The 14004-nt window shown below is 60.6% G+C and carries 9 protein-coding genes; 6 read left to right on the top strand and 3 right to left on the bottom strand.

The window, feature by feature from the left end; all coding sequences use genetic code 11:
• Positions 1 to 205 precede the first annotated feature (205 nt).
• The 3 genes from mexE to N8H71_RS02440 are packed head-to-tail and all read left to right on the top strand — an operon-like array spanning position 206 to position 6084.
• The gene (gene mexE / locus N8H71_RS02450; RefSeq protein ID WP_207982665.1) at positions 206 to 1459 is read left to right on the top strand and encodes a multidrug efflux RND transporter periplasmic adaptor subunit MexE; all 1254 of its coding nucleotides are present in this window, start codon (positions 206 to 208) and stop codon (positions 1457 to 1459) included.
• Positions 1460 to 1474: 15 nt separating this feature from the next.
• Complete coding sequence (locus tag N8H71_RS02445; RefSeq protein ID WP_262192647.1) at positions 1475 to 4666, top strand: efflux RND transporter permease subunit; 3192 nt, start codon at positions 1475 to 1477, stop codon at positions 4664 to 4666.
• Positions 4663 to 6084 (top strand): efflux transporter outer membrane subunit, encoded by a 1422-nt coding sequence (locus N8H71_RS02440; RefSeq protein WP_262192645.1) that lies wholly within the window; start codon positions 4663 to 4665, stop codon positions 6082 to 6084. The genes N8H71_RS02445 and N8H71_RS02440 overlap by 4 nt, the downstream gene beginning before the upstream one ends.
• A gap of 58 nt (positions 6085 to 6142) precedes the next feature.
• On the opposite strand, the gene N8H71_RS02435 is transcribed toward N8H71_RS02440, so the two are convergent.
• Genes N8H71_RS02435 through N8H71_RS02425 form a run of 3 tightly spaced genes read right to left on the bottom strand, consistent with a single transcriptional unit; the run spans position 6143 to position 9453 of the window.
• Positions 6143 to 7123 (bottom strand): biotin/lipoyl-binding protein, encoded by a 981-nt coding sequence (locus N8H71_RS02435; protein WP_262192644.1) that lies wholly within the window; start codon positions 7121 to 7123, stop codon positions 6143 to 6145.
• A gap of 4 nt (positions 7124 to 7127) precedes the next feature.
• Positions 7128 to 7328: a DUF1656 domain-containing protein gene (locus tag N8H71_RS02430; protein ID WP_262192643.1), complete on the bottom strand. Its 201-nt coding sequence runs from the start codon at positions 7326 to 7328 to the stop codon at positions 7128 to 7130.
• Positions 7318 to 9453, bottom strand: coding sequence for an FUSC family protein (locus N8H71_RS02425; protein WP_262192642.1), 2136 nt, complete (start codon positions 9451 to 9453; stop codon positions 7318 to 7320). The genes N8H71_RS02430 and N8H71_RS02425 overlap by 11 nt, the downstream gene beginning before the upstream one ends.
• A gap of 192 nt (positions 9454 to 9645) precedes the next feature.
• Here N8H71_RS02425 and N8H71_RS02420 point away from each other — a divergent pair, with 192 nt between their 5' ends.
• The 3 genes from N8H71_RS02420 to N8H71_RS02410 all read left to right on the top strand — a co-directional run bounded on the left by N8H71_RS02420 (position 9646) and on the right by N8H71_RS02410 (position 13999).
• Positions 9646 to 10701, top strand: coding sequence for a tetratricopeptide repeat protein (locus N8H71_RS02420; RefSeq protein ID WP_262192641.1), 1056 nt, complete (start codon positions 9646 to 9648; stop codon positions 10699 to 10701).
• Positions 10702 to 10829: 128 nt separating this feature from the next.
• A complete protein-coding gene (locus N8H71_RS02415; RefSeq protein WP_262192640.1) occupies positions 10830 to 12332 on the top strand; it encodes an ATPase domain-containing protein in 1503 nt (500 codons plus the stop codon).
• Entirely contained in the window at positions 12329 to 13999 is a 1671-nt protein-coding gene (locus tag N8H71_RS02410) for an ATP-binding protein (protein WP_262192639.1), read from the top strand. The genes N8H71_RS02415 and N8H71_RS02410 overlap by 4 nt, the downstream gene beginning before the upstream one ends.
• Positions 14000 to 14004 lie beyond the last annotated feature (5 nt).

Genomic DNA, 14004 nt, shown 5'->3' with positions numbered 1-14004 from the left:
TTTAAACGTCTGAATTCTTGCTCGCCGTGCAACACAGCTTTGTCATCAGCCCAATTGATAGCCCCCTAACGAAAGGTGCATGCTAGAGGGCTTGGCTCGGCCTTATATCATTCCGAATGATAGTTACCTTCGTGTCATTCGATTCGTTTGCTATCGACCCGCCGAGCATCATCCGCCCATCTTCAATAAATTGGCGGATGCATCCATGGAACAATCACTCAAACATTTGCGCTTCCCGTTGGCCATGTTGGCCGTGCTGGTGATGAGCGCCTGCGGCAAGACTCCGGAAACCGCCGCCACCATGCCTGCTGCCAAAGTCAGCGTGGCCAAGGTGCTGGAACAACCAGTCAACGAGTGGGACGAATTCACCGGGCGCCTCGAGGCGCCGGAAACCGTTGAAATCCGTCCGCGGGTCTCCGGCCAGATCGACGAAGTCGCCTTCACCGAAGGCGCGCTGGTCAAGAAAGGCGACCTGCTGTTCCAGATCGACCCGCGTCCGTTCCAGGCCGAGGTCCGCCGCCTCGAAGCCCTGGTCGCCCAATCCCGCGCCAATGCCACTCGCAGTGAAAACGAAGCTGGTCGTGGCGAACGCCTGCGTGCCAGCAACGCCATCTCCGCCGAGCTGGCCGACTCGCGTACCAGCGCTGCACAAGAAGCCCGTGCTGCTGTCGGCGCGCTGCAAGCGCAACTGGATCTGGCCAAACTGAACCTGAGCTTCACCCGCGTCACCGCGCCAATCAGCGGCCGCGTCAGCCGTGCCGAGATCACCGCCGGTAACCTGGTGACCGCCGACACCACTCCGCTGACCAGCGTTGTGTCCACCGACAAGGTCTACGCCTACTTCGACGCCGACGAGCGCGTGTTCCTCAAATACACCCAACTCGCCCGTCAAGGTCAGCGCGGTGCAACCACTCCGGTGTACATGGGCCTGTCCAATGAAGACGGCAACCCGCACCTGGGCCAGATGAACTTCGTCGACAACCAGGTCAACCCGAAGACCGGCACCATTCGTGGTCGCGCCGTGTTCGACAACAGCGACGGCACCTACACCCCGGGTCTGTATGCACGCCTGAAACTGGTCGGCAGCGGCACCTACAACGCCATGCTGATCAACGATGAAGCGGTCGGTACCGACCTCGGCAAGAAGTTCGTGCTGGTGATGGATGGCGACAACAAGACCGCCTACCGCGCCGTCGAACTCGGTCCGAAGATCGAAGGCCTGCGCATCGTGCGCAGCGGCCTGAACAAGGACGACACGATCATCGTCAAGGGTCTGCAACGGGTTCGTCCTGGCTCCCCGGTTTCGCCTGAAGTGATCCCGATGGCCAGCGAGCAAACCATTGCCGCTCTCGCTCAACAACGACAAGCGCTGGAAGCCAGCAACCTGCCCAAAGTCGCACCTGCCAAAGGCGCGCCGGGTTCGGTTGTGAAACTGGCTGCTGCGACCCCACGCGGTTAAGGGACGACAACTCCGATGAATTTTTCCCAATTCTTCATTTCACGGCCGATCTTCGCAGCGGTGCTGTCGCTGTTGATCCTGATCGCCGGTGCGATTTCGCTGTTCCAGTTGCCGATCAGCGAATACCCGGAAGTCGTGCCACCGACCGTGGTGGTGCGTGCCAACTTCCCGGGCGCCAACCCAAAAGTCATCGGTGAAACCGTGGCGGCTCCGCTGGAGCAAGCCATCACCGGCGTCGAGAACATGCTGTACATGTCCTCGCAATCCACCGCTGACGGCAAGATCACCCTGACCATCACCTTCGCTCTGGGCACCGACCTGGACAACGCGCAGGTGCAGGTGCAGAACCGCGTAACGCGGACCGAGCCGAAGCTTCCGGAAGAAGTGACGCGCATCGGTATCACCGTCGACAAGGCTTCGCCCGACCTGACCATGGTTGTGCACTTGACCTCGCCGGACAAACGCTACGACATGCTGTACCTGTCCAACTACGCAATCCTCAACATCAAGGACGAGCTCGCTCGCCTCGGTGGTGTGGGTGACGTGCAGCTGTTCGGTATGGGCGACTACTCGCTGCGTGTATGGCTCGACCCGAACAAGACCGCTTCGCGCAATCTGACCGCGACCGATGTGGTGACCGCGATTCGTGAGCAGAACCGTCAGGTGGCCGCCGGCCAACTGGGCGCGCCCCCTGCCCCGAATGCCCAGAGCTTCCAGCTGTCGGTCAACACTCAGGGCCGCCTGGTCTCCGAGGAAGAGTTCGAGAACATCATCATTCGCGCAGGCGACAACGGTGAAATCACTCGTCTGAAGGACATCGCCCGCGTTGAACTGGGTTCCAGCCAGTACGCCCTGCGTTCGTTGCTGAACAACCAGCCAGCCGTAGCGATCCCGATCTTCCAGCGCCCTGGTTCCAACGCCATCGAAATCTCGAACGAAGTTCGCGGCAAGATGGAAGAACTGAAGAAAAGCTTCCCGCAAGGCATGGACTACAGCATCGTCTATGACCCGACTATCTTCGTGCGCGGCTCCATCGAGGCGGTAGTTCACACTCTCTTCGAAGCACTGATTCTCGTGGTTCTGGTGGTGATCCTGTTCCTGCAGACCTGGCGCGCCTCGATCATTCCGTTGGTGGCGGTGCCGGTATCGTTGATCGGTACGTTTGCGGTGATGCATCTGTTCGGCTTCTCGCTCAACGCCCTGTCACTGTTCGGTCTGGTACTGGCGATCGGTATCGTGGTGGACGACGCCATCGTGGTGGTGGAGAACGTCGAGCGGAACATTGAACTGGGACTCAATCCCTTCGATGCGACCAAAAAGGCCATGGGTGAAGTGACCGGCCCGATCATTGCCACGGCGCTGGTGCTGTGTGCGGTGTTCGTACCGGCTGCATTCATCTCGGGCCTCACCGGTCAGTTTTACAAGCAGTTCGCACTGACCATCGCGATCTCGACCGTGATCTCGGCCTTCAACTCGCTGACTCTGTCGCCAGCATTGGCCGCTGTGTTGCTTAAAGGTCATGACGCGCCGAAAGACCGCTTCTCGCGAGTGCTGGACAAGATCTTCGGTGGCTGGCTGTTCCGCCCGTTCAACCGTTTCTTCGACCGTGCCAGTCATGGCTACGTCGGCACGGTGCGCCGGGTCATCCGTGGCAGCGGCATCGCTATCTTCCTGTACGCAGGCCTGATGGTGCTGACCTTCTTCGGTTTCTCCAGCACCCCGACCGGTTTCGTACCCGGCCAGGACAAGCAATACCTGGTGGCCTTCGCGCAACTGCCGGACGCCGCGAGCCTGGACCGTACCGAAGACGTGATCAAGCGCATGTCCGACCTGGCACTGAAACAGCCAGGCGTGGAAAGCGCCGTAGCGTTCCCGGGCCTGTCGATCAACGGTTTCACCAACAGCCCGAACGCCGGCATCGTGTTCGTGACCCTGAAACCGTTCGACGAGCGTAAAGATCCGAGCATGTCCGCCGGTGCGATTGCCGGAGCCTTGAACGGCCAGTACGCCGGGATCCAGGAAGCCTACATGGCGATCTTCCCGCCACCGCCGGTACAAGGCCTGGGCACCATCGGTGGTTTCCGCCTGCAAATCGAAGACCGGGGCAACCTGGGCTACGAAGAGCTGTACAAGGAAACCATGAACATTATTGCCAAGAGCCATAACGTTCCGGAACTGGCCAACCTGTTCACCAGCTACACCGTGAACGTGCCGCAGGTCGATGCCGCCATCGACCGGGAAAAAGCCAAGACCCACGGCGTGGCCGTCAGCGACATCTTCGACACCCTGCAGATCTACCTGGGTTCGCTGTATGCCAACGACTTCAACCGCTTCGGTCGTACCTATCAGGTCAACGTTCAGGCTGAACAGCAGTTCCGTCTCGAATCCGATCAGATCGGCCAGCTGAAAGTACGCAACAACAAAGGCGAAATGATCCCGCTGGCGACCTTCATCAAGGTCAGCGACACCTCGGGCCCGGATCGCGTGATGCACTACAACGGCTTCATCACCGCTGAAATCAACGGTGCGGCAGCCCCCGGCTACAGCTCCGGCCAGGCCGAAAAAGCCATCGAGAAACTGCTCAAGGATGAACTTCCGAACGGCATGACCTACGAGTGGACCGACCTGACCTACCAGCAGATTCTGTCCGGCAACACTGCGCTGTTCGTGTTCCCGCTCTGCGTACTGCTGGCGTTCCTGGTGCTCGCGGCTCAATACGAAAGCTGGAGCCTGCCACTGGCGGTGATCCTGATCGTACCGATGACCCTGCTGTCGGCCATCACCGGTGTGATCATCTCTGGCGGTGACAACAACATCTTCACCCAGATCGGCTTGATCGTACTGGTGGGCCTGGCCTGTAAGAACGCGATTCTGATCGTCGAGTTCGCCAAGGATAAACAGCAAGAAGGCCTCGATCCGCTGGCCGCTGTACTGGAAGCCTGCCGACTGCGTCTGCGGCCGATCCTGATGACCTCGTTCGCGTTCATCATGGGTGTGGTGCCACTGGTGTTCTCCAGCGGTGCCGGTGCCGAGATGCGTCATGCCATGGGTGTGGCGGTGTTCTCCGGGATGCTCGGTGTGACCTTCTTCGGTCTGCTGCTGACCCCCGTGTTCTATGTGCTGATCCGCAACTTCGTGGAGCGCAGCGAAGCGCGCAAAGCGGCCAAGGCGCAAAATCTTCAAAAGCCACTGGAGGCGCACCAATGAGTCTGAAAGTCTTCCTGCCGAGCCTGCTGGTGCTGGCCCTGAGTGCCTGCGCCGTCGGCCCTGACTACAAGACCCCGACGACGGAGGCGGCGAACATTACGTCCGCCACCGACGGCGCCGCCGGCCAGAAGAACTTCGACCGTTCGAAATTCGAAGGCATCTGGTGGCAGCAGTTCGACGATCCGACCCTCAACCAGTTGGTGACCCAATCGCTGCAAGGCAACCGTGAACTGCGCGTGGCATTCGCCCGCTGGAAAGCCGCCCGGGCGATCCGCGACGATGTCAGCAACGATGCGATGCCAACCATCACCAGTCGCGCCAGCAGCGATCTGGCCAAGGGGCAGATCCCGGGCCAGACCACCCAACGAGTCAATAGCGAACGCTACGACCTGGGTCTGGACATGGCCTGGGAGCTGGACCTGTTCGGACGCATCCAGCGCAATCTGGAAGCCAGCGACGCCGACCAGCAAGCAGCCGAAGCCGATCTGTACCAACTGCAAGTCACCATGATTGCCGAACTCGTGGACGCTTACGGTCAACTGCGTGGCGCCCAGCTGCGGGAAAAGATCGCCCTGGCCAACCTGAACAACCAGCAGGAGTCGCGCAAGATCACCATCAGCCTGCGTGACGCCGGCGTTGGCGATCAACTCGATGTTGAACGGGCCGATGCCCGTCTGGCGTCGGTAGAAGCCAGCGTGCCGCAGTTGCAGGCAGAACAGGCCCGGCAGAAAAACCGCATCGCCACCCTGCTGGGTGAACGTCCGGACAAACTGACCGTCGACCTGAGCCCGAAAGATCTGCCGGCGATTGCCAAGGCTTTGCCGATCGGTGATCCGGGCGAACTGCTGCAACGTCGTCCGGACATCCTCAGTGCCGAACGCAAGCTGGCTTCGGCCACGGCACGTATCGGCGTGGCCAAGGCCGATCTGTTCCCTCGGGTCAGCCTCAGTGGCTTCCTCGGCTGGACGGCCGGGCGTGGTTCGCAGATCGGTTCTTCGGCGGCCAATGCCTGGGCGCTGGGCCCGAGCATCACCTGGGCGGCGTTCGACCTTGGCAGCGTGCGGGCCCGTCTGCGCGGCGCCGACGCCGATGCCGAAGGCGCGCTGGCAACCTACGAGCAGCAAGTATTGCTGGCGCTGGAAGAGTCGGAAAACGCCTTCAGTGATTATGGCAAACGTCAGCAACGTTTGATCTCGCTGATCCGTCAAAGCGAATCGAGCCGCAAGGCTGCCGACCTCGCCGAGATTCGCTACCGCGAAGGCACCACCGATTTCCTGGTGTTGCTCGACGCCCAGCGTGAACGTTTGAACGCCGAAGACAGCCAGGCCCAGGCCGAAGTGGATCTGTATCGCGGCATCGTCGCGATCTACAAGGCCCTTGGCGGCGGCTGGCAGCCGGAGACGGTGGCCAGCAAGTAACAGTTTTTAAAGAGCTCCTTTGGTTGGCCGCAACCAACCAAATTTTTTGCCCCGCGTATCATTCGGTCGCGGGGCTTTTTTGTACCTGTCTTTCATGGTTTTCCAGCACTGTGACCGTCGCCGTGGTGCCTGCCCTCAACCGGTTTTTGCCGGCGTAATCGGGGTCGATACCAATCCGCACCGGTACCCGCTGCGCCAGCTTTACCCAGGTGTAGCTGGGGTTGATGTTGGCCAGCAATCGGCTGCCCGGGGCGTTTTCCCGGTCAGCAATGGCGAAAGCGATGCTTTGCACGGTGCCTCCGAATTTTTCCCCGCTCATCAATTCGATCCGCACCCGATCACCCTCCTCGATCCGTGGCAGTTTGGTTTCCTCGAAATAACCACTGACATAGAACGAGTCGCTGTCGACCAGTGCCAACAAAGCACCGCCAGCCACCGCGTAATCTCCCTGACGGGTCAACAGGTTGGTGACATAACCGCTGACCGGGGACTCGACACGGGTGCGCTGCAAGTCCAGCTCGGCCTGTGTCAGCGCAGCAATAGCCAATTGCACGTTGGCTTCGGCCAGACCGAGATTGGCCTGATTGCGTAGCAGGTCGGCCTGAGCCACCGCCACGTCGGTGCTGGACTTCTCCCATTCCTCGCCGGAAATCGCGAAACCCTGCTTGAGCGTACGCCTGCGGCGCTCCTCGCTTTCGCGCTGTTTGAGCAATGCCTCGCTCGCCACAATCGCGGCTTGCGACTGCCCGAGCGTGGCCCTGGACACTTCCACCGAACGCTTCGCGTGTTCCACCGCGAGGCTGTAGCGAGCCGGATCGATTTCCATCAGCAACTGGCCCTTGTCGACATGCTGATTGTCTTGAACCGCCAGACTGACGATACGCCCCGAGACATCCGCCGAAAGCGTCACTACATCCGCCCTCACCCGTGCATCCCGTGTCCATGGTGCACGGGTGTAATGCTCCCACGCGAACCAGCCGAGCACGATTGCCAGCAGCACCACCGCCAATGTCGTCAATCGAGTGAGCAACGTCTTCAAGGTTTCAGGCTCCCATCAGCAGAATCAGTGTGGCGCATACGCAGGCGTACAGGGCGCCTTCGAACAGAGCCTCGTGCCAGACGAAACGCAGGACGCCAAGCCGGCGCAAAACCCAGTCGAGCAGCAGAAAAACCGGTATGGCCAGCAACAAGGCCTGGGCGATGGGAGGCAGGTAAACGCCGCCGATTTCGAAATCAATGGGCAAGGACTTGCTCTCCTTCAGAACTGTCGGGCTGCAGATGCTCGCCATGTCGCTCCAGAAACGACACCACGATCAGCAATGCCACACGCATGCGAAACACCGACCACAAGTGTTCATGGGTAGCGACATGCAAGGCATCCAGCTCATCGCCGAGCGCATGCAGCGTAGTCAGCAATGGTGTCAGGCGCACGTCCGGACGGCCGGCGACGAAACGGCCGGTCTGACGCAGTGCCGTTGACAGTTGTCGACCGAAAGCGTCCGTCAGCAATGTGTTGTTCTGTGCCTGTTGCCTCAGCTGGTGCATGGCCACGCCCAACGCCACACAGGCAAGACTGATTTCATACAGGCGCTGCATGTCCCGCTCATTGGCGGCCGGCAATACGCCCAGCATTGAGGTCAGGCGATCGACCATGCGGCTTTCGAAGGCGAACTGCTGTTCGTCGGTAGCCGGGCTCTTGATCAGTTCATAGACCTGCTCCCGCGCCTCGTTATAAAAACGCCTGATTCGCAACGCCGGGCGGAACGGAAAGATAAAGGCGTAAACGATCAGGGCCAGCATTGCTGCACTGACGTAGGCTCCGGCAAATTCAAACCATTGAATGGCTGTGTTCTGCCCGGTGCCGACATTCTGCGGACCGAGCATCAGGAAACTCGACAGCCCCAGACCCATGCCGATACCGGCGGTGGCCGGGCTGGACAGTCCGACTGCGATCACATACAGCAAAGGCGCCAGCAACAAGGCGAGCAATTCGAAGTCACTGATCGCCGGCACCAGCATGAACTGATAGAAAGCCGAAACCACTAACGCCAGTCCCAGTCCACGGGCATAGCTCTGCGCGGCGATCAAGGGACGCGGAAACGTCGCCATCAACGAACACAGGATCCCCACCAGAATCATCCCGCCCCGCGCGCCGTCCCAGGCGGTTTCGATCCAGATCAGCCCGGCCACCAACAGTGCGCTGAAGGCGCGGATGGCGTTCATCGTCGCGAGGGTGAAATCCAGATGCAGGGGACTCGACTGGCCGCGAAACATGCAGCTGGCCTCGCGGCCCTCCTGTATTGCGTCGCTCAGTTCGAGGATCTGTTCGAGTTGCTGCAACAGGCGAGCCTGCTCCCAGCGCAGCGCCCATGCCAGCGAACGCAGGGTCGCGCTCATGTCTTCCGTAAGTTGTTCGGCCTTGTAGGCGAGCGCTTCGAACTGCTGTTGCAGCGTAACGAACCGTTGTCGCTGCTCGCTCGGTAACGAACGTCCTTGCCGGGCGAGTTGGTCGAGCAGCGCCAGCTCTTCGGCGCGCAATTGCTGGATGTCGAGCGGTAGATCGCCTTCCCAGCGCGCGGTGAGCAACTCTCGCTGGTGGCGTAATGCGGTCAGACGCGAGGTCAGCAACATCAGTTGATTGCCCAGCAACAGCACCAGATTGTTGGCACTACGCAGACGCGGAGCATCGAAGTACAGGTGCCGGCGCAGGCCTTCAAGCGCGCTGATCTCCCCCAGCAGCTGCATCTGCCGGCGCTGAAAGTCGGCTTCGCTTTCTTCGGTTCGAAGCACGGCGGCGGAGTGGGTGGCGGCCAGTCTGATGACTTGATCGACCTTAGCGAAATAATTACGGGAAACAGCCTCCGGGCGCGCCGTCAACAGGCTGACCACGCACACGCACGCCACCGCCAGCAAGGTTTCGGTGACCCGGGTCACGGCCAGCAGAAAGGTGCCGTCCTGATCCGGAATCGCCAGCAGCGCCACCACCACGGCGGTATACCCACTGAGCACGAACGCCTGGGAACTGGTGTAGCGCAACAACGTGCCGCCGGCCGTGCACAACGCCAGCCACAGCGCCAGGGTCGTGATGAATGGCAACGGCGCCTGGGGAAAAATCGCCATCAGCAGCACCGCCACTACCGCGCCAAGGGTCGTCCCGATGATTTGCCCGAAACTGCGGGCCAACGCCATCCCGGCCAGTGGCTGGCTGATGATCACCACGGCCATGATCGACCATTTCGGCTGATCGAGATCGAACAGGAACGCCAGGTACAACGTCAGCAATCCGGCGGCAATAGTGCGCAAGCCAAACAGCAGCACTGCCTGGCTGGGGTGGATCACCGCCTTGAAATAAATAAGCAGGGATTGCATGGAAAGCCTCGTCGAAACAACTTCTGCAAGCGTAGACACTGCATGGAGGGCATGACGGTAAACAGGGTCGACACAAGCTGTAGGTCGATTCAACGCCTGTAGTAGGCCATATCGGGCAGAGGGTTTGACTCACGGCGCGAGCTGACAGAAGCTTGCGACCTCCGCTACAAAACGAAAGTTTCGGAAATTCGCATGCCTCAGTCTCGCCGCTATTTGCTCATCAGCCTCGGCCTTGTGCTGGTCCTCTTCGTGGCATGGCTGTCCTTGCGCAACACCGCGCCCGTCGTACCGGAAGCGATCAAACACGGTTACAGCGAAGCACTGGCCGCCGCTCGTGCCGGCCAGCCGGGTGCTGCAAGGGTTTTGTATCAACAACTGGGGCGTCCGGACCTGTCGGTCAAACGGCGCGTCTGGCTGCATGCCGAACTGCCCAACTACCCGAGCCCGCAAGCCCTGAAGCTGGCGGACGCCGACCTGCAAAACGAATCGCCGGACGTCCGGCTGGCGGCGATCAAAAGCGTGACCGGCCTGGTGCCGGGCGGTCAGCGCAGTCTGCTGCTGGGCCCGTTGCTTGACGATGAGGATCAGAACGTACGCTTTGCCGCGATCAACGCCCTGCTCGGCTTGTCTCCGGATCAACTGGGTCTGTATTTCGCCCCGTTGCAGCAAGGCATCGACGTGTGGGAGCAAGCGCTCAAGAGCCAGCCGGAAAGCGCCGCCAATTACGTGCAACTGGCGCGCCTGTATCTGCACAACGCCGAACTCAGGCAAGCGCAAGAAGCGCTGGATCAGACCCTACGCCTGGACCCCGGCAACCTGCCGGCGCTGGTGATGCAGATCGAAGTACTCGATCGCCAGGGGCAGAGCGACGCCGCCCGGCAATTGCTCGCCCGACAATTGAAAGCCCAGCCCGATTCGGCTTATCTGCAACATGCCCTGGGCCTCTGGCTGCTGCACCACGATCAACGCGAGTACGCCTTGCTCGGGTTGTCCAAAGCCGTTGAGCTCGAGCCTGACAATAAGGACTACCGCTACGACCTTGCCACCACCCTGCACAGCGCCGAAGAACTCGAAGCGGCGCAGAAGCAGTTGCAGGAAATCGTCCAGCGACACCCGGCTGATCGCAAGGCGCGGGTGCTGCTGATCAATTACTGGAAAGAAAGCGGTCAGCTGCAGAACGTACAGATCCTGCTGGCCCAGCTCGAACAGATGAATCCCGACGATCCCTCCCTTCAGCAAGGTCTCTAGCGGCCTTCTCGACACATCCCGCAAGAAAATCGGAACCGCCGTCTCGGCAAAGGGTCAAGTCATCAGGCAGTGCCAAACGGCGTCCGGCGCCCGCTGCCTCGTTTCCCCTAGTCATGAGAGGGCATTTTTTGTCTACATCGAACGCGTTGAACAGTGCAAAAGCCGCCACCGGCATCGAAGGACTGGACGATATCCTGGCCGGTGGCTTGTCCCGCAGTCACGTTTTTTTGCTGGAGGGCGAGCCCGGAACCGGTAAAACCACAGTCGCGTTGCATTTTTTGCTGGCCGGCGCCCGCGCCGGCGAACGTTCGTTGTACATCACCCTGTCCGAAACCGAGCGTGAATTGCGCCAGGGTGCGGCATCCCACGGTTGGGAACTGAACGAAAACATCGAGATTTTCGAGCTGACTCCGCCGGAAAGCCTGCTCAACGCCGAGCATCAGCAGAGCCTGTTGTACTCCTCGGACCTCGAGCTGGGTGAAGCAACCAAGCAGATTTTCGAAGTGGTCGAGCGCTTCAAACCCACCCGGGTCGTGCTCGACAGCCTGTCGGAGATCCGCCTGCTGGCGCAAAGCTCCCTGCGCTACCGTCGACAGATTCTGGCGATCAAGCATTACTTTGTGCGCTACGACGCTACCGTATTGCTGCTGGATGACCTGACCACCGAATCCCTCGACAAGACCGTTCACAGTGTCGCTCACGGCGTGATTCGTCTCGAAGAACTGACCCCCAACTATGGCGCTGAGCGCCGGCGGGTGCGAGTGATCAAGTACCGAGGGCAGAAATACCGGGGCGGCTTCCACGACTTCACCATCATGGGCGATGGCGTACACGTCTTCCCGCGTCTGGTGGCGGCGGAGCACCGGGGCGATTACCCACGCCTGCAACTGTCCAGCGGCATCAAGGAAATGGACGCCTTGCTCGGTGGCGGCATCGAGACCGGCTCCAGCACCCTGATTCTGGGCCCGGCGGGGACAGGCAAATCCTTGATCACCATGATTTTCGCCGCAGCAGCCGTGGCCCGTGGTGAAAAAGCCGCCCTGTTCATTTTCGACGAAGAACTGGGGCTGCTGTTCGAACGCATGAAAAACATCGGTATCGATCTCAAGGCCCTGCAGGCCACGGGCAATCTGCTGATCGAACAGGTGGACGCCGCTGAACTGTCGCCCGGCGAGTTCTCCCACCGGGTGCGACGCTGTGTTGATGAAGGTGACATCAAGACCGTGGTGATCGACAGCATCAACGGTTATCAGGCGGCGATGCCGGAAGAAAACGCGCTGGTACTGCACATGCACGAACTGTTGCTGTACCTGAACCGCAAGGGCGCCGCCACGTTCATGACCGTCGCCCAGCACGGGCTGGTCGGCGACATGCAGGCCCCGGTCGACATCACTTATCTTGCCGACACGGTGATTCTGCTGCGCTACTTTGAAGCGGTCGGCAAGGTTCGGCGGGCGATTTCGATCATCAAGAAGCGTACCGGCAGCCACGAATCAACCATTCGCGAATACCGCATTTCCACGCAAGGCATGACCATCGGTGAACCGCTGGAAGCCTTCCAGGGCGTGCTGCGCGGCGTCCCTACCTACCTCGGCGCGAGCAATCCGCTGCTCAAGGATGACAACTTGTGACCGTCACCGTACCCCTGTCGGAACGCGCGCTGATCCTGGCGCCGCTTGGGCGCGACAGTCAGGTTGCGTTGATGATCCTCAACGAGGCCGGTTACGGTGGCCTGATCACGCCCGATCTGGCCACCCTGTGCAGCGAACTTGAGCCCGGCGCCGGTTTGTTGCTGATCGCTGCCGAGGCCCTTAATGGTCCGGAACTCGAACGCCTGCTGCTGTATCTGGAGCAACAACCGGCGTGGTCTGACTTGCCAATCGTTTTGCTCACCCATCACGGCGGATCCGAACAAGGCCCTTCGTCGCGGCTCAGCAAACTGTTGGGCAACGTGACGTTTCTCGAGCGCCCTTTTCACCCCGCGACGCTGGTCAGCCTGATCTCCACCGCCCTGCGCGGGCGACGACGACAGTACGAGGCCCGCGACCGCCTGATCGACCTGAGTGAAAGCGAACGGCGCCTGCAATCGACCCTGGAAACCCTCGAGCAACAAGTCGAAGAGCGCACTGCTCAGCTTCGGCACAACGAGGAAGCCCTGCGCCAGTCGCAGAAGATGGAAGCGGTTGGCCAGCTCACCGGCGGCATCGCCCACGACTTCAACAACATGCTGACCGGCATTATCGGTAGCCTGGAATTGCTGCGCCGGCGACTGGCCCGAGGCCGCACCGATGACCTCGACAGCCTGATCGATCTCGGAGTGACTTCCGCCAACCGCGCCGCCGGCTTGACCCATCGTCTGCTGGCGTTTTCCCGTCGTCAGTCGCTGGACTCCAAAGCTGTACAGATGAACGATCTGGTGCAGTCGATGGGCGAACTGCTGCAACGCAGCCTCAACGAAAGCATTCGGCTGGACATGCGCCTGCACGAACAATTGTGGGTCGCTGAGGCTGACCCCAATCAACTGGAAAGCGCCCTGCTCAACCTGGTGATCAACGCACGCGACGCGATGCCAGACGGCGGCAATCTGTTGGTCGAGACGGGCAATCAAGTGCTGGATCGAGACTACACCGCGACCTATAGCAATCTTGAACCCGGTGATTACGTCGTATTGAGCGTGACAGACAATGGCTGCGGCATGCCGGAAAGCGTGATCAATCGCGCGTTCGACCCGTTTTTCACTACCAAACCGATTGGTCAGGGCACCGGGCTGGGCCTGTCCATGATCTACGGTTTCAGCAAGCAATCCGGTGGTCATGTGTCGATCGACAGCAAGATCGATCAGGGCACCACGGTCAAACTCTATCTACCGCGATTCCAGGGCGAATCACTGCCTCACGCACCCACTGACGCGGAACAGGCGCCGGACGCCGTGGAAGGCGAAACCGTACTGATCGTCGAAGACGACCCGGCCGTGCGCGTGCTGGTCAGTGCAGTATTGAGTGAATTGGGTTACGGGTTTGTCGAAGCCGCCGATGCTGACGGCGCCGTGCCCATTCTTGACTCGGCTCAGCGCATTGATCTGTTGATCAGCGACGTCGGCCTGCCAGGCATGAACGGACGGCAACTGGCGGAGATCGGCCGGCAATACCGGCCTGACTTGAAGGTCCTGTTCATCACAGGTTATGCCGAACACGCCGCCGTTCGTGGCGGCTTTCTCGATCCCGGCATGCAGATGATCACCAAGCCGTTCACCTTCGACCTGTTGACGGCCAAGGTGCGGGAGATGATCAAGAACTGAGGCGG

Origin of the sequence: Pseudomonas koreensis (genome assembly GCF_025447595.1) — a bacterium.
Taxonomy (GTDB): domain Bacteria; phylum Pseudomonadota; class Gammaproteobacteria; order Pseudomonadales; family Pseudomonadaceae; genus Aquipseudomonas; species Aquipseudomonas koreensis_H.
The sequence above is the reverse complement of the archived record's forward strand: the minus strand, read 5'-3'. Positions and strand labels throughout refer to the sequence as shown.

What these genes read in the sequence shown, in the direction of transcription:
- mexE (WP_207982665.1), top strand. Translation starts at nt 206, where the DNA reads ATGGAACAATCACTCAAACATTTGCGCTTCCCGTTGGCCATGTTGGCC.
- N8H71_RS02445 (WP_262192647.1), top strand. Translation starts at nt 1,475, where the DNA reads ATGAATTTTTCCCAATTCTTCATTTCACGGCCGATCTTCGCAGCGGTG.
- N8H71_RS02440 (WP_262192645.1), top strand. Translation starts at nt 4,663, where the DNA reads ATGAGTCTGAAAGTCTTCCTGCCGAGCCTGCTGGTGCTGGCCCTGAGT.
- N8H71_RS02425 (WP_262192642.1), bottom strand. Translation starts at nt 9,453, where the DNA reads ATGCAATCCCTGCTTATTTATTTCAAGGCGGTGATCCACCCCAGCCAG.
- N8H71_RS02420 (WP_262192641.1), top strand. Translation starts at nt 9,646, where the DNA reads ATGCCTCAGTCTCGCCGCTATTTGCTCATCAGCCTCGGCCTTGTGCTG.